This window comes from Thiosulfatihalobacter marinus (assembly GCF_016019955.1).
Classification (GTDB): Bacteria; Pseudomonadota; Alphaproteobacteria; order Rhodobacterales; family Rhodobacteraceae; genus Shimia; species Shimia marinus_A.
In genome coordinates this window covers 155764-176377 of sequence record NZ_JAECRZ010000003.1, presented here as the reverse complement: position 1 = coordinate 176377, position 20614 = coordinate 155764, and the positions used below count along the sequence as shown (strand labels likewise).

Below are 20614 nucleotides of genomic sequence, written 5' to 3'. Positions count from 1 at the left end.
CGTCCGCCTTCGGGCGGGCGGGCCCAAATATCCCAGGAGGCAGGGGCATGACCGCGCTACTCGAAATGCGCTCGATCACCAAGGAGTTCCCCGGAGTCAAGGCGCTCGACACGGTAAACCTGGCGGTGAAACAGGGCGAGATACATGCGCTTGTCGGCGAAAACGGCGCGGGCAAATCCACCCTGATGAAAGTATTGTCCGGTGTTTATCCGGCCGGAACCTATGACGGCGAAATCCATTATGACGGCGCGCTGGCCGAATTTGCCAATATCGCCGAATCCGAGGCGCGCGGGATCATCATCATCCACCAGGAACTGGCGCTTGTGCCGCTGTTGTCGATTGCCGAAAACCTGTTTCTGGGCAACGAGCGGGCGATTGGCGGCATAATCGACTGGCGCCAGACCAACCAGCGCACCGAGTCGCTCTTGCGTAAGGTCGGTTTGTCCGAACCGCCCAGCACCATGGTTGACAAGCTGGGCGTGGGCAAACAGCAACTGGTCGAGATCGCCAAGGCCCTGTCCAAGGAAGTGCGCCTGCTTATCCTGGACGAACCGACCGCGGCGCTGTCGGAATCCGACAGCCAGGCGTTGCTGGACCTGATGCTGGAGCTGAAAACCCGGGGCGTGACGCAGATCATCATCAGCCACAAGCTGAACGAGGTGCGGCGCGTGGCGGACACCGTCACCGTGATCCGCGACGGCACCACCGTATCCACGATGGACGCCGAAACCGACGAAATCACCGAAGACCGCATCGTGCGCGACATGGTGGGCCGCGACATGGCCGACCGGTATCCCGAACGGGATCGTCGCGCGGGCGGCATGCTGATGGAGGTCAGGAACTGGAATGTCTGGCATCCGCTGCACACCGAGCGGCAGGTCATCAACGACATAAGCCTGACCGTGCGCGCGGGCGAAGTGGTGGGTATTGCCGGGCTGATGGGGGCAGGGCGCACCGAATTGGCGATGAGCATTTTCGGGCGCTCCTATGGCCGCAACATCAGCGGCAGCATCGAAATGCGCGGGCGGGCGGTGGATGTCAGTTCGGTCAGCAAGGCGATCGATGCCGGGTTGGCCTATGTCACCGAGGACCGCAAGTCGCTGGGTCTGATTCTGGAGGAATCCATTCAGCGCAACATAACGTTGGCCAATCTCAAGGACGTTTCACGCAATGCGATCCTGAACGAGGCCAAAGAGACCCGCGTCGCCCAGGACTACCGCAAGGCGCTGAACATCCGTTCGCCCGGCGTGTTCCAGAAGGTGATGAATCTTTCGGGGGGCAACCAGCAAAAGGTTGTCCTGTCCAAATGGCTTTTCGCCCATCCCGAGGTTCTGATCCTTGACGAGCCTACGCGCGGGATCGACGTGGGCGCCAAGTTCGAGATCTACGGGATCATCAATGACCTGTCGGCACAGGACAAGGGGGTCGTCATGATCTCGTCCGAAATGCCCGAGCTTCTGGGCATGTGCGATCGCATCTACGTAATGAACGAAGGCACTTTTGTCGGCGAACTGACCGCCCAAGAGGCCAGCCAGGAGCGCATCATGTCGCTCATCGTGACCGAATAGGAGAGATCGGGATGGAATTTGCAGAACACGGCGCAGAGGCCCCCAAAAGGCTGGGCATTGGCGAATACCTTGTGCGCCACCTGCGGGAATACGGCCTGCTGTTCGCGTTGATCACGATCATGGTGTTCTTTCAGATCGTCACCAATGGCACGCTGCTCAAGCCGGTCAATGTGACCAACCTGCTGTTGCAGAACAGTTATATCATCATCATGGCCCTGGGGATGCTGATCGTCATCGTCAGCGGCAACATCGATCTTTCGGTCGGGTCCGTCATGGGCTTTGTCGGGGCCCTGGCGGCGGTCATGATCGTGGAGTGGGAGCAATCGATCGCCGTGACCGTGGTGACTTGCCTTGTTGCCGGCGGCCTGATCGGCGCCGCCCAGGGGTATTGGATCGCCTATTGGAAGATCCCGTCCTTCATCGTCACGCTGGCGGGGATGCTGGTGTTTCGCGGCCTGTCGCTCTGGTTGCTTGAAGGGCAGTCGCTTGGCCCGTTTCCGCGCGAATTCCAGATGATCGCCAACGGGTTCGTGCCGGACATCTTTCCCTCCGGCCTGTCTCAGGGCGTGGCCGATCTTCTGGGGGCCAGGCGGGTGAACATGCTGTCCCTGTCCACCGGGCTGGTCGCGGCCGGGCTGATCACATGGATGGGGATGAAATCGCGGGCACAGAACCGCGCCTATGGCATGGATCTCGAACCGCTGGCGTTTTTCTATGCCCGGATCGGGATCACCTCGCTGGCACTGATCTTCATCTTCTACAAGCTGTCCACATTCCGGGGATTGCCCAATGTCCTGCTGACCATGGGCGTTCTGGCGATCATCTACGCGTTCTTCACCGAGCGCACGGTCATGGGGCGGCGCATCTATGCGCTTGGGGGCAATGAAAAGGCGGCCAAACTGTCGGGCATCAAGACCGAGCGCCTGACCTTCCTTGCCTTCGCCAATATGGGTGTGCTGGCGGCAGTGGCGGGCATGGTGTTCGCCGCTCGCCTGAACTCGGCAACGCCCAAGGCCGGGTTTGCCCTGGAACTGGACGTGATCGCGGCGGTGTTCATCGGCGGCGCGTCCATGTCCGGCGGGGTCGGCAAGATCGTCGGCGCCGTGGTCGGCGCCTTCCTGATGGGGGTGTTGAACAACGGCATGTCGATCATGGGGATCGGCATCGATTATCAGCAGGTCATCAAGGGCCTGGTGCTGCTCGCGGCCGTGATCTTCGATGTCTACAACAAATCAAAGCAGGCCTGAGATGAGCTTCAAACCCGCAACTTGGCCTCGCAGGCTGCGCAGCCAGGAATGGTATGCCGGCACGTCGCGCGACACGATCTACCATCGCGGCTGGATGAAGAACCAGGGCTATCCCGATGATCTGTTCGACGGTCGCCCGGTGATTGGCATCCTCAATACCTGGTCCGATCTGACCCCCTGCAACGGCCACCTGCGGGAACTGGCCGAAAAGGTGAAGGCCGGGATCTGGGAGGCAGGCGGCTTCCCTGTCGAAGTGCCGGTTTTCTCGGCCTCCGAAAATACGTTCCGGCCCACGGCGATGATGTTCCGCAACCTTGCGGCGCTGTCGATCGAAGAGCAGATGCGTGGCCAGCCGATTGACGGCGCGGTGCTGCTCGTGGGCTGCGACAAGACCACGCCCAGCCTGTTGATGGCCGCCGCCTCTACCGACCTGCCGTCCATCGTGGTGACAGGCGGGCCGATGCTGAACGGCTATTTCCACGGCGAGCGGATCGGGTCGGGCACCCATCTGTGGAAGTTCTCCGAGGCGGTGAAAGCCGGGGACATGACCCAGGAAGACTTTCTCGAAGCCGAACAATCCATGTCGCGCTCTTCGGGCTCGTGCAACACGATGGGAACGGCCTCGTCCATGGCGTCAATGGCCGAGGCGCTGGGCATGGCGTTGTCGGGCAATGCCGCGATTCCGGCGGTGGACAGCCGGCGCCGGGTCATGGCACAGCTTTCGGGGCGGCGCATTGTGCAGATGGTCAAGGATGATCTGAAACCGTCCGACATCATGACACGGCATGCGTTTGAAAACGCGGTCCGCACCAACGGAGCCATCGGCGGGTCAACCAATGCAGTCGTGCATCTTCTGGCCATCGCCGGACGGGTGGGGGTGGATTTCACGCTGGATGACTGGGATCGCTGCGGCCGTGACGTGGCGACCATCGTCAATCTGATGCCGTCCGGAAAATACCTGATGGAAGAATTCTTCTATGCTGGCGGGCTGCCGGTGGTGCTGCGGCATCTGGGCGACGCGGGATTGCTGCACAAGGATGCGCTGACCGTGTCGGGTACCGCGATCTGGGACGAGGTGCGCAATGCCGTGAACCACAATACCGATGTCATTCTGCCGGTCGATCGGGCGCTGACCCAACAGGGTGGCATCGCTGTGGTCAAAGGCAACCTTGCCCCGAACGGGGCGGTGCTCAAGCCGTCAGCTGCCTCGCCGCATCTGTTGTCGCATCGCGGCCGGGCCGTGGTGTTCGAGGATATCGACGACTACAAGGCGCGCATCAACGACGATGCGCTCGACATCGACGAGACCTGCGTCATGGTGCTGAAGAATTGCGGCCCCAGGGGCTATCCCGGCATGGCCGAGGTCGGGAACATGGGCCTGCCCCCCAAGGTGCTGAAAAAGGGCATCACCGACATGATCCGCATTTCCGATGCGCGCATGTCGGGCACGGCCTATGGCACCGTGGTATTGCACACGTCGCCCGAGGCCGCCGCCGGCGGGCCATTGGCGGTGGTCCGCAACGGGGACATGATCGAACTTGACGTGCCAAACCGCCGGCTTCACCTGGATATCCCGGATCACGAGCTGGACGCACGCCTGAAGGAATGGCGCCCCTCGGTCGAAACGCCGGAAAGCGGCTATGCCTGGCTTCACCAGGCCCATGTCGAAGGCGCCGATACCGGCGCGGACCTCGATTTTCTCAAAGGGTGCCGCGGGGCGCCGGTCGGAAAGGATTCACATTGATGAAGGTGGCACTTGTGGGCATCGGCAAGATCGCCCTGGATCAACATGTGCCGGCGATCATTGCGTCGCCGGATTGGGAACTGGCTGCGACAACATCGCGCCATGGCACGGTCGACGGGGTTCAGGCCTTTACTGATATCGACGACATGCTGGCACAGCGCAGCGATATCCGCGTTGTGTCCTTCTGCCTGCCGCCGGTGCCGCGCTATGAGGCGGCCGCCAGGGCCATCCGGGCCGGGCGCCACGTCATGCTGGAAAAGCCACCGGGCGCAACGCTGTCCGAATGCCATGCGCTGGAAACTCTGGCCCGCAAACACCGCGTCTCGCTGTTCGCCACCTGGCACTCGCGCGAGGCGGCGGGCGTGGCCGGTGCCCGGGCGTGGCTGGCGGACAAGACCCTGCGTCGTCTGAGCGTGACATGGAAAGAAGACGTGCGTCGCTGGCATCCCGGACAGGACTGGATCTGGCAGCCGGGCGGGATGGGTGTTTTCGATCCGGGCATCAATGCACTTTCCATCGTCACGGACATTCTGCCAGATCCGATTCACGTCAGCAGCGCCCGGCTTGAGATTCCTGAAAACTGCCAGACACCGATCGCGGCATCGGTCGCATTCCATCATCCCGGTGGCGCGGAGATATCGGCAGAGCTGGATTTCCGGCAAGAAGGCGAACAAACCTGGACCATCTCCGCGGAGACCGATCAGGGCATGCTGGTGCTGACCGGTGGCGGCGCGCAGCTCTGGATCGATGGGCAAGAGGTTGCTCAGGATGCCGGGCTGACCCTGACCGGTGAATATCCGCGCCTGTACGCCAGGATGGCCCGGCTTGTGAAAGACGGGGCCATGGATGTGGATTTGTCGCCCATGCGCCATGTCTTTGATGCGCTTTGCCTGGGTCGGCGGGTAAATACCGCGCCCTTTATCGAGTGACGGCGATCCGACAGCCGCACAGACCCTGACGAGATCGCGACCGGAGTCGTGCATCCCCCATGTCCCAGAAGGACGCACAAGGAGACCTGAAATGAAAGGCCGACTGACCGGTATCTTGCCAGTTGCCCCCACACCGTTCCATGCCGATGGGCGGGTTGACGAGGACGGCATGCGCCGTGTTCTTGATTGCATGATCGATCAGGGGGTCGATGCGATCTGTATCCTTGCCAATTATTCCGAACAGTTCCTTTTGTCGGATGACGAGCGTGCCGCGCTGACCCGGATCAGCCTGGAACATGTGGCCGGACGGGTTCCGGTAATCGTGACGATCAGCCATTTCGCAACCGAAATCGTGGTGGCGCGCGCGCGGCAGGCGCAGGCAATGGGCGCCGCGATGGTGATGATGATGCCGCCCTATCACGGGGTCGGGCTGGTCCCGAACGAGGCCGGTATCCTGGAGCATTTTCAGGCCGTGTCCGATGCGATCACCATCCCGATCATGGTGCAGGACGCGCCGCTCTCGGGCGTGGCATTGCCGGTGCCCACGCTGGTGAAAATGGCGCGCGACATCGAGAACCTGAGCTATTTCAAGATCGAAACACCGTTCGCCGCCGACAAGCTGGCCGCGTTGATCGCGGCGGGGGGCGACGATATCGTCGGCCCTTTCGACGGCGAAGAGGCGGCGACACTGTTGGCCGATCTCGATGCCGGGGCAACCGGAACCATGACCTCGGCGCTGCAACCCGAGCGGATCAGGCCCATCGTGACCCGGTATCTGGCGGGCGATCATGACGGCGCGCTGACGCAATGGAAGCTGTGCCTGCCGCTGATCAACCACGAAAACCGGCAATGCGGCCTGCGCGCGGCCAAAGCCGTGATGATGGCCGGGGGGGTCATCGGGTCGGACCATGTGCGCCATCCTCTGAAACCGATGACCGCGCGCACCCGGGACAGATTGCTGCAACTGGCTGGCGAGCTTGACCTGATCGCGCTGCGCTGGGGCAAATAGCCCAAGACGCCCCGTCTGGCGCGGAAGACATCCGCGCCAGACCCGATGCTTCTGGCCATGCCAGGGTCTTGCCTTCCGGCTGCGCGGCTGGTCTACCGGTGGGCGCGAAATCAGTCGGGGACAGGCGGATGACACATTTGTGGGTGCGGGCCGAACAACGGCCCAACGAAGAGCGCGTGGGGCTGACCCCGCAAGGCGCCAGGGCGCTGCTGGACAAGGGCATCCGCGTCACGGTCGAGCAAAGCGCGGTGCGAGCGATCCCGATTGACGGCTATCGCGATGCCGGCTGTGCCATCGCGCCGGAAAACAGCTGGCCCGATGCGCCGCGCGACGCGATCATCTTCGGCCTCAAGGAACTGCCCGAGGACGGCACCCCGCTGCCCCATCGCCACATCATGTTCGGCCATGCCTTCAAGGGTCAGCATTCCGGCAAGGCGCTGCTTGCGCGTTTCAGGGCCGGCGGCGGCACGCTTTACGATCTCGAATATCTCGTTGACGAAACCGGGCGGCGCGTTGCGGCCTTTGGCTATTGGGCGGGCTATGCCGGCGCGGCGGTCACGCTCAAGACATGGGCCGCCCAGCGGCGCGGCGAAATCTGCGGCCCTGTCGGGGTTTACGCGGGCAAGGACGCGCTTCTGGCCGATCTTGGCGCCGAGCTGGACGCGCTGAACACCGCCCGCCCCAACGCCATCGTCATCGGCGCGCTGGGGCGCGTGGGCAGCGGCGCCGCCGACCTGCTGACCGCCATGGGCTGTGCCGTCACCAAATGGGACATGGCCGAAACCGCCACCGGTGGCCCGTTCCCCGAAATCCTGGATCACAACCTGTTCCTGAACTGTATCCTTGCCCGCCCCGGCACGCCTGTCTTCGTACCCCGCGAGGCCCTGACCGCCCCACGCGCGCTCAGCGCGATTGGCGATGTGGCCTGTGACCCGGACAGCGATTACAACCCTGTCCCGGTTTATGACCGCGCCACGACCTGGGACGCACCCGCCCTGCGCGTGGCCACCGATCCGGTGCTGGATGTCATGGCCATCGACAACCTGCCCTCGATGCTGCCGGTGGAATCCTCGATGGATTACGCCGGGCAGTTGCTCGACACGCTGCTGAGCCTCGATGACCTCGCCTCGGGCGTCTGGACCCGCGCCAGGGCCGATTTCATCACGCACTCCAAAGACCTCTGAAAGGAACGCGCATATGACCATTCACTGGTGTGGCACCGGCCTCTCGGCCATTCCCGGCCTGCGCCGCCTGATCGCGGCGGGCCACCCCGTTACCGTCTGGAACCGGACCGTCGAAAAGGCCCGTGAAACCGTGGGCGACCTGACCGATGACATTCGCGCCTTTGATATCGACACGCTGGGCGCGGCGCTGAACACGGGCGACGTGGTGGTGTCCATGCTGCCCGGCGACTGGCACGTGCCGCTGGCCGAGCTGTGCATCGCAAGAGGCGCCAATTTTGTCAGTTCGTCCTATATCGCCCCCGAGATGAAGGCGCTTGCCGACAGGGCAGACGCCGCCGGTGTCGCCTGTGTCAACGAAGTGGGCCTTGATCCGGGTATCGACCACCTGATGGCCCACGCGCTGGTTGCCGATTACCGCGCCTCGGGCGTTTTCGCGGCGGACAACACCCTGTCGTTCATCTCTTATTGCGGGGGCATCCCCAAACACCCCAACCCGTTCCGCTACAAGTTCAGCTGGTCGCCGCTTGGCGTGCTCAAGGCGCTGCGCTCGCCCTCGCGCTCGATCCGCGATCACAAGCCGCTGGACGTGGCCCGCCCCTGGGATGCAATCAGCAGCTATGCGGCCCCGCTGCCCACGCCCGAAAGTTTCGAGGTTTACCCCAACCGCGATTCGATCCCTTTCATGGAAGACTACAAATTCGCCCCCGATTGGACCGTAAAGGAATTCGTGCGCGGCACCCTGCGCCTGAATGGCTGGGCCAGGGCGTGGGCCGACGTGTTCCGCGAGATCGAAACCCTGTCGGGACCACAGGGCGACGCCCGCCTCAAGGACATGTCCGATCAGTTCTGGGCCGAAAACGCCTATGACGAGGGCGAGCCGGACCGCGTGGTTCTGTGCGTGGGCCTCAAGGCCGAAAAGGGCGGTGCAAGCGTCTGGCACAAGACCTACGTGATGGATGCCTGGGGCGACGAGGCCGGTACCGCCATGGCGCGGTTGGTGTCGGTGCCTGTCTCGCTGGCGGTCGAGGCGGTGCTGAACGGCGACATCGCCCCCGGCGTGCACGCCGCGCCCAGCGATCCGGCGCTGGTCAACGCTTGGCTGGCCGAGGTCGCCAAACTGGCGCAGCATCTTGAGGTGGTGGATCACACCGCCTGAGCGGACTTGAATACGAGCGCCCGCGGCTTCGCGCGCGTTCGCCCCGGCACCAGATTGCGGCGATCGGTACGTCCCTGGCCGCCCGCCCCCCGGCGGCATCACCCGGCAATCGCCCCGATCGCCGCGGCCCTTTGCAACCATTTTTGCACAACCCCGTCCCTGGGATGACTGGCGCCCGCGAACTGGGTGATCTTCAGCGGCCTGATCCCGACAAAGCCCAGCACCTGACCGCGCAACTGCACCATCAGCGCGTTGCGATAGAACAGCCGGAACACCCAGTTCGGTGTGTCCGACAGCATCAGCACCCGTCCCGTGCGCCCCGTCAATAGCGGAGCAGGCAGGCCGATCGCCGTGGTTTTTCGGGTATCAAACGTCCGCCCCGGCAGGAATGCCCGGTCGATCAACCCCTTGAGTTTGGCCGGGAACCCGCCCCACCAGACCGGGGTTGCCATCACCACATGCTCGGCCCATTCGATATCCTGCAAGACCTGTTCCAGCCCCGGTTCCAGCGGCTTCTGGTTCACGTAGCCGCCAAAGCCGTAATCCGGATCGAACTCCAGATCATGCAGATGGGTCAGCCGAACCTGATGCCCGGCGCCGCGCGCGGCGTTGGCATAGCTTTCGGCAAGACTGCGCGTCAGCGAACTGGCGGCCGGATGCCCGTCCAGTACAAAAATCCGTTTGGGGGTCATGTCTCTCTCCTCGACTCATTAAAGTGACCGTGGTCAATTTAAGTGACGCAAAAAGTGACCACGGTCAATATTAAATTTGACCACGGTCAGAAATTGTGCCAGTCAGGGGCATGGCCAGAGCCGTTCAGAAACGCAGATTGGAAACCCGCGCCCGCCTGGTCGCCGCGGCGCAAGAGGTGATTGATGCGGGCAGTTTCGAGGGGCTGCGCGTGGAACAGGTGGTACAGCAGGCCGGGGTGGCCAAGGGCACGTTCTTTGCGCATTTCCCGGACAAGGATGCGCTGATGGACCTGCTGATCGGGGCGCGGATGGATTCCATTCTTGACCGTATGGTTACCTCTGACCCGCCGCGCACCGCCGCTCAGGTGACGGATGCGCTGATGCCGTTGCTGCGGTTCATGACCTGCGAACGCTATGTGTTTGACGTGATCCTGCGCCATTCGGGGGCCGCGGCCCGCGCCGAAATCGGCCCCATCGCCACCACGTTCGGCCGCCAGATCGAGATCATGATACCGTGGCTGGAACGCGGCCCGTTCCGCAAGGACGTGGCGGGCGACCTGCTGGCCGAGGGTATCCAGGCCTTCGCGGTGCAGGCAATGGCGCTGAAGTTCTGCGCGCTGCATAACGACACCGACCTGCGCGCCCGGCTGGCACAGTATCTCGATGCCTGGCTGATGCCGGCGCGATAAAATGCAACGACAGGCGCGCGGGCCGTTAATCCCGCGATTTCCGCGCTGCTACACCGACGCAATACCGACGTGATACCGACGCAATGCCGATCCGGTATTTTTCAGCGATTTCGGGGCGTTAACCGTGATTCGCGCCCCTAGCCGCGCCGCACCAGATCATCCTCTTCATCCGACAGGGAAATGCCCAGCTCTTCCATGCCGTTCTCAAGATGATCCGACAGGTGCGGCGTGCCCAACAGGTAATCGGCTGTTGGCGTGGTGGCCTCGGTCTTGGCGGTGTTGATCGCTTCGGCCAGCTCGTCCGCTGCGAACGCATCCCGTCCGATCCACATGATCGCGACAAGGCTGGCCTGTTCATCCTCGTTCAGCCGCTCGATGAACCCGCGCAGCTCGCCTTCGGCCCGGTTCAGCTCCCGGGACATCAACACCACCTGCGCTACTTTCCAAGGGGTGATTTCCAGCATGTCGCGCCTCCTAAATTGCATTCCGGGCCCTATCTCATCCGCTATTGTGCGCACCGTCCTTGATCTTGCGCAATTCAAATCTTGCACCAGCCCGAAACCGACCGCGCTCCGCCGCCGATCCCCTCAGGCGTGCTCACATGCCCCGACGGGCCATGCGCAAGCGCCGCAGGGCCATTTGTAACTGTGGCTAACTGTCAGGCTTGGTCAGCGGGACGATCTTGTTTTCTTCGGGCGCCAGTTCCTCGAAATCGAAATTATCCAGCCGCCGCGCCCGGCGCCCGGCCTTGTCGGCACTGATCTTGATATCCGAAATATCCTTTGCCGCCTGTCCGAAATGCCGGTCAAGATTCTCGACACGGGTGCCCAGCCGCTCGACATCGGAATAAAGCAGGCCCAGCTCGCGCCGGATCGCCCCGGCCTGTTCGCGCATCCGCGCATCCTTGAGAATCGCCCGCATCGTGTTCAGCGTGGCCATGCAGGTGGTGGGCGAAACGATCCACACCCGCGCGGCAAACCCTTCGCGTACCAGCTCGGGAAAATTCGCGTGCAGCTCGGCATAAACCGCCTCGGAGGGCAGGAACATCAGCGCACCATCGGCGGTTTCGCCTTCCAGGATGTAGCGATCCGAGATGTCCTTGATGTGTTTCTTGACCGATGTGCGCAACAGGCGCGCGGCCTCGTTCAGCTGCGCCTGGTTCCCGGCATTGCGCAGCGCCTCATAGGCCTCTAGCGGAAACTTGCTGTCGATCACGATCGGTCCCGGCGGGTTGGGCAGATGGATCAGGCAATCCGCGCGCTTGCCGTTGGACAGCGTATGCTGAAGCTTGTAGCTGTCAGCGGGCAGCGCCTTGGACACGATATCGTTCAGCTGGATCTCGCCAAAGGCGCCGCGGGTCTGTTTGTTGGACAGGATGTCTTGCAGGCTCAGCACGTCACCCGACAGGCGGGTGATGTTTTCCTGGGCCTTGTCGATGGTCTTGAGCCGCTCCTGCAATTCGCCCAGCGAATGGGCGGTGCGGCGCGCGGATCCTTGCAGGTTCTCTCCCATCTGCTGGTTTACCTGGGCCAGGCGTTTTTCCAGGTGCTGCAACAGGTTGGCCTGTGCGGCGGCCTGGCTTTCGACCACCTGATTCAACCCGCCGGCAAGCTGTTGCTGCCCGTCCCCCAGCGCCTGTACCCGCTGCCCCAGCGCGCCCATCTGATGCGCCAGCGGTTCGGCCATGCGGGCCGATCGCCCCGCCGCACGCACGGTCATCAGCAACAGAACAAGGACCAGCGCGGCAATGCCAAGCGCGGTCAGTTCGAGGGGGCCAAGGATTGTGTCTCCAATTGCGATCATACGCTGATCCCTCTGCGTTGTGTCCGCCCGGCCCTCTGGTCGGGCCGTGTCCCCCGGCCCCTTCGCGGGGGCAGGGGACACGTGTCATGTGCGCCCGAACAGGCGTTCGATATCGGACAGTTTCAGCTCCACATAGGTGGGCCGCCCGTGATTGCACTGGCCGGAATGCGGCGTCGCCTCCATCTCGCGCAGCAGGGCGTTCATTTCATCCGCCCGCATCCGGCGCCCCGAGCGGATCGAGCCATGACAGGCCACGCGGCTCAGAATGGCCTCGATCCGGGCCTGCACCAGATTGCTTTCGCCCTGGTCGTCCAGTTCGTCAAGAATGTCCAGCACCATGGCGCGCGCGTTGACCTCGCCCAGAACGGCGGGGGTTTCGCGAACCGCCACGGCGCTGCCGCCGAATGGCTCGATTGTCAGGCCCAGCCGCGACAATTCCCCGGCCACCGCCAGCAGGCGGGTGCAGTCTCCCTCGGACAGATCAACGATTTCCGGGATCAGAAGCGCCTGCGCGGCCACGCCGTTCTCGGCCATCTGGTGCTTGAGTTTCTCGTAAACCAGCCGTTCATGGGCGGCGTGCTGATCGACGATCACCATGCCGGTTTCCGTCTGCGCGATGATATAGTTCTCGTGCACTTGCGCCCGCGCGGCGCCCAGCGGCAGGTGTTGGTCCATGGCCGGATCAACCGATTGCGCCGCGTCCCCGGTCACGGGTTCCACGCGGGCGCTGTAACTGTCGGACAAATCGGCAAAGCCGGGGGCCTGGGCCTGATAGGCAGCCATGCGCGCGCCGGCTGAGGGGCGGTCCATCTGATAGACGCGGCCCGGCCCGGTCGGTTCGGGGCGAAACGCCCCCAGCGCGGCCCCGGCCACGGTGGTAGAGGCCCTGTGCCCGGCCTCGGCCAGCGCATGGCGCAGCGCGCTGACAATCAGGCCACGCGCCAGTCCGGGATCGCGAAACCGCACCTCGGATTTGGCGGGGTGCACGTTCACGTCCACCAGATGCGGATCACAATCGATGAACAGCGCCGCCGCCGGGTGCCGGTCGCGGCTAAGGAAATCGAAATAGGCCGCCCGCAGCGCCCCGTAAAGCAGCTTGTCACGCACCGGGCGCCCGTTGACGAACAGGTATTGCGCCACCGAAGACCCACGCGAGTAGGTTGGCAGCGCGGCATACCCGATCAGCCGCAGCCCGTCGCGGGTTGCATCGATGCGCAAGGCGTTTTCCGCGAATTCGTTGCCCAGGATGCGCCCCAGCCGCCCGTGCAGCGCATCAAACAGATCGCCGTTTTCCGCCTCGGCGCGGAATGTCACGCGGCCTTCGCCGCCGCCGGAAACGTCGCGCAGGGTAATGCCGACAAACGGCTCCGCCATGGCCAGCCGCCTGACCACGTCGCCCACCGCCTGCGCCTCGGCCCGGTCCGAGCGCATGAATTTCAGCCGCGCGGGTGTGGCAAAGAACAAATCGCGCAGTTCCACGATAGTGCCGCCGGAAAGCGCGGCCGGCCTGACAGGCCCCATGCGCCCGCCCTCCACTTTGATCGTGGCCGCGTCAGTGCCCTGCACCCGCGAGGTGATGGTCAGCCGCCCGACCGCGCCCAGACTGGGCAGGGCCTCGCCCCGGAAACCGAACGTGTGGATATCCAGCAGGTCCGAGCCGTCAATCTTGGATGTTGCGTGACGCGCCAGCGCCAGCGGCAGCGCGTCTGCCTCGATCCCACAGCCGTCATCCGTGACGCGGATCAGGGTTTTGCCGCCATCGGCCACGGCCACGTCAATCCGCCGCGCGCCAGCGTCGATGGCGTTCTCCATCAATTCCTTGACGGCAGAGGCCGGGCGTTCGATCACCTCACCAGCCGCGATGCGGTTGATCGCGGCGTCATCCAGTTGGCGGATGACGGGGTGGGATTGGCTTATCTTGGGGTCTGTAAGTGGCATGGCGCAAAACCTAGCACGTTCCAGTTTGATTCTGCCACCATCTTCCGGCGGGCTTTGCCGCATTGCGCGGGGCGGCGGCATTGGGTAGGTCTGTGGCACATTCCAACATTTGCGAGCCGCCATGACACCCGAAGACATCGCCAAACTGCCCTATCGCCGCAATGTCGGTGTGATGCTGGTCAACCGTGAGGGCCATGCCTTTGTCGGGCAGCGGATCGATACCGAATTACCCGCCTGGCAGATGCCTCAGGGCGGGATCGACAAGGGCGAAACCGCCCAAGAGGCGGCGTTGCGCGAGTTGGAGGAAGAAACCGGCGTTTCGCGCGATCTGGTGACGGTCGAGGCCGAAACCGAAGGCTGGATCGCCTATGACCTGCCCCACGACATCGTGCCGCGCATCTGGAAAGGGCGCTACAAGGGCCAAGAGCAGAAATGGTTCCTGCTGCGGTTTCATGGGCGCGACGATCAGGTACGGATTGACAGCGACCACCCCGAGTTTTCGACCTGGCGCTGGTTGCCCGCCGATCGGCTTGTGGCCAATATCGTGCCGTTCAAACGCGCGGTCTACGAGCAGGTGCTGGCAGAGTTTGCCGACAGGCTGTGATGCCTGACCCTAGAAAAGGCGAATGTTGCGGTAGCGTTTCAACTGCAACAGCAGCAGCGCGATCAGGGTGACGAACAGCACGGCAAACAATGTGTCCGAAAGAAAATGCCGCCCCATGACAATGCGCAGGCCCAGGCCGGTCACGGCTATGGCGATCGCGATCCGCCCGGCCAGCCGTGAATAACGCCCGGATTTCTGGTTGCGCAGCACCAGCATGACCGCGATCAGCATGGCCGTCGCCCCCGCACCTTCGCCGGACACGAAAGAGCAGTTCGACGGGCATTGATCGGACAGGCGCAGGGCCGGCGAAAACTCCTGCGGGCCACCGAATTCCGTGATGTTGGCCGGGCGTGCGCGGCCCCACTGTGCCTTGAGGATCCCATCGACCAGCAGCGCCGGACCCAGCAGGTAGGTCATCACGATGACCTCCCAGACCTTGTTCATCGCCGGCGCGGTGGTGCGGAAGATCCGCGAAAACACCAGCCCGGCCAGTGCGACAAGGAAGGTAAGCAGGATCAGGGCCCAGATCATCTCGCGCAGGGCCTGTACGGCGGGCTGCCGGTTCAGCCAGAAGCCATGAATATCGGCGTAGAACTGGCGCGACACATAGATATCCAGCGCCGGCCAGATCGAGAAGACCATCGCCAGAACCACGATGGCAATGATCACCTCTTGCAGCGCCTTGCGATTGCGGCTCATCGCAGACACTCGGCGTTGACGATATAGGCGGGCAGGGCCTTGTTGGCCCAGCTGCCAACCTCTTGGGTCAGCGAGGCGACGGGAACAACCGGCGTGCCGCCGCAGTTCAGCGTGTCGTTGTAGCCGACATACAGAACCGGCCCGGTCACATCTGGCGGCAAGGGTTTTTCCTGTTCGTAATAATGCCGAGGCGCGCCCTTGGGCGGGGCGGCGTAAAAGGCCAGCCCGCTATCGGCGCCGGTAAAGAAGAAATCGGCCAGAATGCCGCGATTGGTGGCGGTGATGGTGGTGATGCCGTTGGCACGCGCCAGGGCGATGGCATCCTGTGTGATGGCCGCGACATTCACATAACGTTTGGCCAGCGGCTGGCCGTTGCCGTCCTTGATCCACAGGGGAAACAGGGTCAGCAGCGGGATCAGCAGGCTCAGCGCCGCGTTCAGCCCCAGTGCCGCCCAAAGCGCGCGGCGGCGGTTTGTGTCCAGCGCGAACAGGATCGCGGTGATCGTGGCGGCGGGAATGGCGGCAAAGGCCCAGTTCGCATAGGCGCGCGAAAGGTAGGCCTGGATCAGCACAATGGCCCAGACCGGGATCGAGACCCAGATCAGGGCCCGCTGTCGGCCCGGGGCCGGCGCGCGCAGCGCCGCGATCCACAGGACCATAAGGACCGGCCCGATCACGCCAAACTGGCTTGCCACGAATTCCAGGGCGCGGGTGACGCTGGGCCGGGGGCCGACGCTCTCGGATTTGAGCCAGGCTGCATTGTCCATCGTGTGGCTGACCGTTGTCAGGTCGTTGGCGATATTCCACAGGATATTGGGGGCGGCGGCGATCAGGAACGCGAACGCGAACACGGCCAGATGTTTGCCTCGCGGGCGCATGGACGGGTAAAGCGCATAGGCAATCACGGCACCTGGCACAAAATACACCGCCGCGTATTTCGACAGGAAGGCGAGGCCCAGAAGCAGCCCGCCGAACACGGCATGGCGTGCACCGCCGCCTGCACAAAGGCGCCAATATAGCGCCAGTGCCCCGATAAAGAACGGCGCCATGATCGTGTCGGTCGAGATCAGGAAACTGCCCACGGCCACGATCGGCAGGCTGAGATAGGCCATTGCCGCCCACAACCCGACGAAACGATGCGCCGGGGCGATCCGGGCCGCCCAGGCGCCCAGGATCATCGCGGTGACACCGTGGATCAGGGGCGCGGGCAGGCGCACGGAAAAGGCGCTGCGCACCGGGGTCAGTTCGTCGAACAGCCGCAGCACCCAGCCAATCATCGGCGGCTTGGAATAATAGCCGAAATCCAGAGACTGACCCCAAAGCCAATACTGCGATTCATCGACATACAGGTCGGTCGGGCTGCCCCACAACGCCAGCACCCGCAACAGCGTGACAAGACCAACGCCGATCAGCGCAGGTTTCACCCAGGCGTTTTGCGTCTCAGCCAGCGGCATTTTCGCGGCGCTCGCGGTAGATCAGGTAAAGGTTGCGGGAATAGATGAACAATCCCAGCGACTGGCCAAGGATGAACACCGGATCGGCACGGTAGACAGCATAGGTGAACAGGATCACGCCACCGCCCATGGAAAAATACCAGAAGGCCAGCGGCACCGTGGAACGGCGCGCCTTTTCCGAGGCGATCCACTGTACGATGAAGCGGCCCGAAAACATCAGTTGCCCGAACAGGCCGAACATGACCCACCAGAATTCGACCCAGCTGTCGACCTTGAGGAATGACAAAAGCGCTTCCATCAGCCCGCCTCGTTGATTTCAGTTGCGCGCGCCTTCTTGCGGCGGCGGATCAGCCAGGCAACGCCCAGAAGATCGACCGCCCCGACAAGGGCGCGCTGAAAATTGGAATAGTTCGACCGTCCCGAATGGCGCGCTTGGTGCGCGACATCGACATGGGCGACATCGTGACCATTCATCGAAAACAGCGCCGGCAGGTACCGGTGCATGTGATCGAAATACGGCAACTCCAGAAAGGCATCGCGGCGAAACGCCTTCAGCCCACAGCCCGTATCCCGTGTCTTGTCCTTGAGGATGAAGGAACGGATGCCGTTCGCCGCCCTGGATGCCAGCTTTTTGGACAGCGTGTCCTGACGTTTCACCCTTTGTCCCGCAACCAGCGCAAGCGATGCGGGCGCATCTCCGTCCAACAGCGGTGCGACAAGTCCGGGCAATTCGGAGGGCGGGTTCTGTCCATCACCATCCAGCGTGCAACAGATCGGCGCGCGGGCCGCGCGCACGCCCGAATGCACCGCCGCGCTTTGGCCGCCCGATTGCGGGTGGTGCAGCACACGCAGGTTGGGCATGTCTCCCTGAAGCTCGCGAAGCCGGGACAATGTGCCGTCATCCGACCCGTCATCAACGATCACGATTTCGATCACTGAACCGGTGGCATCAAAGGCCGACTGGATCCCCGCGATCAGGGTCGGCAGGTTGGTTTCTTCGTTCTTGGCGGGAACGATCACCGAGATGTCAGGCTGCTCGTGCATGAAGGCACCTTTCGGGAGGCCGCGCGGCGCGTCAAGCGGCCACCGGCAAAATGGAAGCCCCTTCTTTCCCCTAAAACCCTTGGCGTCAAGGGTTGCAGCGGGGCAGGTGCGCGGGGGATTGCCGGGAAAATGTCAGGTGTCGGCGGAAACGGCAAAGCTTTGGACAGGTTGCACCACATTGTGCAAACGGATCGCGCCCAGGGGCTGCGCCGCCGTGTCATGCGCGGCAATTTCCGAAGACACCACGATACGGTGCCCGACCGTTTTGCCATAGTCACCCAACCGGGCGGCAACGTTGGCGGGCTGTCCGATCACGGTGAAATCCAGCCGCTCGCGCGAGCCGACATTGCCATAGGTCACGCGCCCATAGGCAATACCGACGGAACAGTGCGTTTCCAGCTGGCTTTCGCGGGCCAGAACGTGCAGGTCGCGCACGATATCCTTGGCGGCGGCCAGCGCCTCGGCGCAGGCGCGCGCGCCCTTCGTGTCGCTGGGAAACACTGCCAGAACCGCGTCGCCGATGAATTTCAACACTTCCCCGCCATGCGCGTTGACCACGGCCGATACGGTATCGAAAAAGGCGTTCAGCATCTCGATATAGGCGCCGCGCCCCATCTCCTGTTCCAGCCGGGTCGAGCCGCGCAGATCGCAGAACATGATCGCCGCGTCGATCTCGTCGCCATCACCGCGACGAATATCGCCCCCCAGCACCCGCGCGCCGGTGCGCCGCCCCACATAGGTTTCCAGCAGGGACTGGGCGTTTTCCTTTTGGGTGAACACCTCGAAAAACCGGCTGATGACCGAGGAGACCTCGAAGATCAGGCCAAGATTGGCGGTGGTGAAACCGTCAGGGTGATCGCTGGCCAGGGTAAGCACGTTGATCTGGCCGTTGGAAAAGGTCAGCGGCATGGCGACATAGTCGGTATGCCCCTCCTTTTTCAGATCCTGCATGATGGGAAACTGCATCTGCCCGACCGGTACGTCCAGCTTTTGACGTACACCGCCCAAACCGGCGGCGACGTGGCGCAGCGGACTGTTGATATAGGTCGGGTGGTCGTAAAGCTCGTAGGAGGGCGCGAAGGTGGCGATCTCGCCCTTGTCTTTTTGCCAGATGTAATTCTTGCCCGCGATCAGCGGATGGAGGGACCAGATCATCAGGCTCATCCGGGACAGCGCGATGCCGCTTTCCAGCATCTTTTCCGCCAGCGCACGGGTGAAATCTTCGGGCGTGGGCAACGTGGAGGCCCCACGCATCAGCCAGTCCACCAAAGGGCCGGCAATATTGCTGGGGTCGTCGGGGTTCAGCTTGGCATTGCCGAAATCAAGCTCGGTATAGGCCGAGGGCATGAAGCCGACAAACCCATTGATCTCGCGGCTTTCGGGCAGAGCATCGTCATAGGACCACAGGGCGTTGACGATGGTTTCGCCGTCCAGTTCGACATTGCGATAGCGGGCGGTGCCCTTGAAGGGACAGAAGGTTTGCAAATCGGTCGGGTCGGATACCGGCACGCGCAGATCTTCAAGCGGCACGTAGATTTGTGGCGCCAGACGGGTTTCGTACATCACCCGCGCACGAAGGCTTTCGGCAAGAACCTGACCGTCGCGCAGTACGCGCACCCGCGAGTCCAGAGGTTCGATGCGGATGCCATAGCCGGCATTGCTGCCGAATCGGGAACCTTCCATGGGCGGCCTTTCTTGTGGCGGACTGTCGCGGGGCGGATGGAGGATATATGGGGTGTGCGCCAAATTATCCAAGCGGCGTCCCGGCCGCCCGGTGCGAAACATAGCCCCCCGGCGCGCGGCTACAGAACCCGGATCACGTCCTTGTCGATGGCCAGCATATACCCCTTGCGCGCGATATTCTTGACCAGCAATTCGCTGACGATCTGGTTGCCAAGGCTGTCGCGCAGGCGTTTGATGCGGGTCGCCCCGGCGGCCTCGTCGCAATCGCTGCTGGCCTTGCCCGAGATAACGGATTCGATCTCGACCCCGGACAACATTTCGTCATCCATGCGCGCCTCGGCCAGAACCGAAAGCGTTTCCATCGCCGCGTCGGTCAGCTTGAAGCCCATATTGTTGAGGTACACGGTTTTCTCGTCACGGCTGATCAACAGCGAATTGACCTGAATACCGGCGCGTTCGATCTGGGCCATGCGGCGGTTCATGGTGATCAGCATGAGCAGAAACACAAGCGCCGCGATCATCATGCCCGTGGCAAAGACCAGCAGAACCAGGATCACCACCCGATAGCTGGCCAGCGTATCGGCAAAGGCCGTGCCCGATTGCGCGAGGATTTCCAGAAGCTTGATCTCGGCCTGCCCGGTCAGGGTATCGTTTTCCAGGAACAGCTGTTCGACACGGGCGTTGAACGCGTTGGCATCCGGCAGGGTCAGCACAAGCACGATGGCCGCGCCCAACAGGATCGCGACAATCGCGGCAAGACCGAACGCCACCACTCGGCCGCCGTGGCGCCGCGCTTCAATAGCGGAGGTAGAATTGTCCGGCACTGGATTCCTTTCCCGAAAGCTGGGGAGCCTCGAACACTGACAAGACGTTCAGCAATGTCCAGCCCTCGGCGCCGATCCGGGCGGCGATTTCTTTTTGGGCGGCCTTTTTCGAACATCCCTGATACAGCTGAATGACCCCGTAATGCAGGCGCAGCGGCTGATCCTTCTTGGCCTTGTAGTCGGCATAGCATTCAGCCGCCAATGCCGGGCCGGGCAATGCCAGGGCCAGGAGCATGGCCGCCATGAGGGCGATATGTCTGAGCGTATATGTCATGGCGCTGACTGTGCGCCGAATTGGGCTGTTATTCAATAACGGCCTGCGCACGAAGGCCCGATATTCAATAACA

General features: G+C 63.1%; 20 protein-coding genes. 9 read left to right on the top strand and 11 right to left on the bottom strand.

The annotated features are described in order from the left end of the window. Positions 1–47: 47 nt before the first annotated feature. From mmsA to I3253_RS06145, 7 genes are all read left to right on the top strand, one after another. Entirely contained in the window at positions 48–1568 is a 1521-nt protein-coding gene (gene mmsA / locus I3253_RS06175; protein WP_197916771.1) for a multiple monosaccharide ABC transporter ATP-binding protein, read from the top strand. Positions 1569–1579: 11 nt separating this feature from the next. After that, positions 1580–2815, top strand: coding sequence for a multiple monosaccharide ABC transporter permease (gene mmsB / locus I3253_RS06170; RefSeq protein WP_197916770.1), 1236 nt, complete (start codon positions 1580–1582; stop codon positions 2813–2815). A 1-nt stretch (position 2816) separates the two neighbouring features. Beyond that, on the top strand, positions 2817–4559 hold the full coding sequence (araD, locus tag I3253_RS06165; RefSeq protein ID WP_197916769.1) for an L-arabinonate dehydratase: 1743 nt from the start codon (positions 2817–2819) through the stop codon (positions 4557–4559). Next, complete coding sequence (locus tag I3253_RS06160) at positions 4559–5488, top strand: Gfo/Idh/MocA family protein (RefSeq protein ID WP_197916768.1); 930 nt, start codon at positions 4559–4561, stop codon at positions 5486–5488. The genes araD and I3253_RS06160 overlap by 1 nt, the downstream gene beginning before the upstream one ends. Before the next feature lie 91 nt (positions 5489–5579). Then, the gene (locus tag I3253_RS06155; protein WP_197916767.1) at positions 5580–6497 is read left to right on the top strand and encodes a dihydrodipicolinate synthase family protein; all 918 of its coding nucleotides are present in this window, start codon (positions 5580–5582) and stop codon (positions 6495–6497) included. A 128-nt stretch (positions 6498–6625) separates the two neighbouring features. Next, positions 6626–7681, top strand: a complete 1056-nt coding sequence (locus I3253_RS06150; RefSeq protein WP_197916766.1) for a saccharopine dehydrogenase — start codon at positions 6626–6628, stop codon at positions 7679–7681. Between the two features lie 13 nt (positions 7682–7694). Beyond that, positions 7695–8837, top strand: a complete 1143-nt coding sequence (locus I3253_RS06145) for a saccharopine dehydrogenase family protein (RefSeq protein WP_197916765.1) — start codon at positions 7695–7697, stop codon at positions 8835–8837. 98 nt (positions 8838–8935) lie between these two features. Here the strand turns inward: I3253_RS06145 and I3253_RS06140 are convergent, their stop codons facing one another. Beyond that, positions 8936–9529: an NAD(P)H-dependent oxidoreductase gene (locus I3253_RS06140; RefSeq protein WP_197916764.1), complete on the bottom strand. Its 594-nt coding sequence runs from the start codon at positions 9527–9529 to the stop codon at positions 8936–8938. Between the two features lie 110 nt (positions 9530–9639). Between I3253_RS06140 and I3253_RS06135 the strand changes: the two genes are divergently transcribed. Next, entirely contained in the window at positions 9640–10218 is a 579-nt protein-coding gene (locus I3253_RS06135; RefSeq protein WP_197916763.1) for a TetR/AcrR family transcriptional regulator, read from the top strand. Between the two features lie 137 nt (positions 10219–10355). On the opposite strand, the gene I3253_RS06130 is transcribed toward I3253_RS06135, so the two are convergent. The 3 genes from I3253_RS06130 to mutL all read right to left on the bottom strand — a co-directional run bounded on the left by I3253_RS06130 (position 10356) and on the right by mutL (position 13959). After that, positions 10356–10682: a DUF3775 domain-containing protein gene (locus I3253_RS06130; RefSeq protein WP_197916762.1), complete on the bottom strand. Its 327-nt coding sequence runs from the start codon at positions 10680–10682 to the stop codon at positions 10356–10358. A 187-nt stretch (positions 10683–10869) separates the two neighbouring features. After that, positions 10870–12021, bottom strand: coding sequence for a DNA recombination protein RmuC (locus I3253_RS06125; protein WP_197916761.1), 1152 nt, complete (start codon positions 12019–12021; stop codon positions 10870–10872). A gap of 84 nt (positions 12022–12105) precedes the next feature. Continuing rightward, positions 12106–13959 carry a DNA mismatch repair endonuclease MutL gene (gene mutL / locus I3253_RS06120; protein ID WP_197916760.1) on the bottom strand — a complete coding sequence of 618 codons (1854 nt, stop codon included), beginning with the start codon at positions 13957–13959 and terminating at the stop codon, positions 12106–12108. A gap of 121 nt (positions 13960–14080) precedes the next feature. Between mutL and I3253_RS06115 the strand changes: the two genes are divergently transcribed. Next, complete coding sequence (locus I3253_RS06115; RefSeq protein WP_197916759.1) at positions 14081–14563, top strand: RNA pyrophosphohydrolase; 483 nt, start codon at positions 14081–14083, stop codon at positions 14561–14563. A gap of 9 nt (positions 14564–14572) precedes the next feature. On the opposite strand, the gene I3253_RS06110 is transcribed toward I3253_RS06115, so the two are convergent. The 7 genes from I3253_RS06110 to I3253_RS06080 all read right to left on the bottom strand — a co-directional run bounded on the left by I3253_RS06110 (position 14573) and on the right by I3253_RS06080 (position 20541). Further along, on the bottom strand, positions 14573–15262 hold the full coding sequence (locus I3253_RS06110; protein WP_197916758.1) for a phosphatase PAP2 family protein: 690 nt from the start codon (positions 15260–15262) through the stop codon (positions 14573–14575). Further along, positions 15259–16716, bottom strand: a complete 1458-nt coding sequence (locus I3253_RS06105) for an ArnT family glycosyltransferase (protein ID WP_197916757.1) — start codon at positions 16714–16716, stop codon at positions 15259–15261. Before I3253_RS06105 ends, I3253_RS06110 begins: the two co-directional genes overlap by 4 nt. Next, positions 16703–17014 carry a lipid-A-disaccharide synthase N-terminal domain-containing protein gene (locus tag I3253_RS06100; RefSeq protein WP_197916756.1) on the bottom strand — a complete coding sequence of 104 codons (312 nt, stop codon included), beginning with the start codon at positions 17012–17014 and terminating at the stop codon, positions 16703–16705. The genes I3253_RS06105 and I3253_RS06100 overlap by 14 nt, the downstream gene beginning before the upstream one ends. After that, positions 17014–17760, bottom strand: coding sequence for a glycosyltransferase family 2 protein (locus I3253_RS06095; RefSeq protein ID WP_197916755.1), 747 nt, complete (start codon positions 17758–17760; stop codon positions 17014–17016). Before I3253_RS06095 ends, I3253_RS06100 begins: the two co-directional genes overlap by 1 nt. Before the next feature lie 132 nt (positions 17761–17892). Then, complete coding sequence (locus tag I3253_RS06090) at positions 17893–19443, bottom strand: DUF427 domain-containing protein (protein ID WP_197916754.1); 1551 nt, start codon at positions 19441–19443, stop codon at positions 17893–17895. A gap of 119 nt (positions 19444–19562) precedes the next feature. Next, positions 19563–20267, bottom strand: coding sequence for a winged helix-turn-helix domain-containing protein (locus I3253_RS06085; RefSeq protein ID WP_197916753.1), 705 nt, complete (start codon positions 20265–20267; stop codon positions 19563–19565). Beyond that, positions 20239–20541: a hypothetical protein gene (locus tag I3253_RS06080; protein ID WP_197916752.1), complete on the bottom strand. Its 303-nt coding sequence runs from the start codon at positions 20539–20541 to the stop codon at positions 20239–20241. Before I3253_RS06080 ends, I3253_RS06085 begins: the two co-directional genes overlap by 29 nt. Positions 20542–20614 lie beyond the last annotated feature (73 nt).

What these genes read in the sequence shown, in the direction of transcription:
- mmsA (WP_197916771.1), top strand. Translation starts at nt 48, where the DNA reads ATGACCGCGCTACTCGAAATGCGCTCGATCACCAAGGAGTTCCCCGGA.
- mmsB (WP_197916770.1), top strand. Translation starts at nt 1,580, where the DNA reads ATGGAATTTGCAGAACACGGCGCAGAGGCCCCCAAAAGGCTGGGCATT.
- araD (WP_197916769.1), top strand. Translation starts at nt 2,817, where the DNA reads ATGAGCTTCAAACCCGCAACTTGGCCTCGCAGGCTGCGCAGCCAGGAA.
- I3253_RS06160 (WP_197916768.1), top strand. Translation starts at nt 4,559, where the DNA reads ATGAAGGTGGCACTTGTGGGCATCGGCAAGATCGCCCTGGATCAACAT.
- I3253_RS06155 (WP_197916767.1), top strand. Translation starts at nt 5,580, where the DNA reads ATGAAAGGCCGACTGACCGGTATCTTGCCAGTTGCCCCCACACCGTTC.
- I3253_RS06150 (WP_197916766.1), top strand. Translation starts at nt 6,626, where the DNA reads ATGACACATTTGTGGGTGCGGGCCGAACAACGGCCCAACGAAGAGCGC.
- I3253_RS06145 (WP_197916765.1), top strand. Translation starts at nt 7,695, where the DNA reads ATGACCATTCACTGGTGTGGCACCGGCCTCTCGGCCATTCCCGGCCTG.
- I3253_RS06140 (WP_197916764.1), bottom strand. Translation starts at nt 9,529, where the DNA reads ATGACCCCCAAACGGATTTTTGTACTGGACGGGCATCCGGCCGCCAGT.
- I3253_RS06135 (WP_197916763.1), top strand. Translation starts at nt 9,640, where the DNA reads ATGGCCAGAGCCGTTCAGAAACGCAGATTGGAAACCCGCGCCCGCCTG.
- I3253_RS06130 (WP_197916762.1), bottom strand. Translation starts at nt 10,682, where the DNA reads ATGCTGGAAATCACCCCTTGGAAAGTAGCGCAGGTGGTGTTGATGTCC.
- I3253_RS06125 (WP_197916761.1), bottom strand. Translation starts at nt 12,021, where the DNA reads ATGATCGCAATTGGAGACACAATCCTTGGCCCCCTCGAACTGACCGCG.
- mutL (WP_197916760.1), bottom strand. Translation starts at nt 13,959, where the DNA reads ATGCCACTTACAGACCCCAAGATAAGCCAATCCCACCCCGTCATCCGC.
- I3253_RS06115 (WP_197916759.1), top strand. Translation starts at nt 14,081, where the DNA reads ATGACACCCGAAGACATCGCCAAACTGCCCTATCGCCGCAATGTCGGT.
- I3253_RS06110 (WP_197916758.1), bottom strand. Translation starts at nt 15,262, where the DNA reads ATGAGCCGCAATCGCAAGGCGCTGCAAGAGGTGATCATTGCCATCGTG.
- I3253_RS06105 (WP_197916757.1), bottom strand. Translation starts at nt 16,716, where the DNA reads ATGCCGCTGGCTGAGACGCAAAACGCCTGGGTGAAACCTGCGCTGATC.
- I3253_RS06100 (WP_197916756.1), bottom strand. Translation starts at nt 17,014, where the DNA reads ATGGAAGCGCTTTTGTCATTCCTCAAGGTCGACAGCTGGGTCGAATTC.
- I3253_RS06095 (WP_197916755.1), bottom strand. Translation starts at nt 17,760, where the DNA reads ATGCACGAGCAGCCTGACATCTCGGTGATCGTTCCCGCCAAGAACGAA.
- I3253_RS06090 (WP_197916754.1), bottom strand. Translation starts at nt 19,443, where the DNA reads ATGGAAGGTTCCCGATTCGGCAGCAATGCCGGCTATGGCATCCGCATC.
- I3253_RS06080 (WP_197916752.1), bottom strand. Translation starts at nt 20,541, where the DNA reads ATGACATATACGCTCAGACATATCGCCCTCATGGCGGCCATGCTCCTG.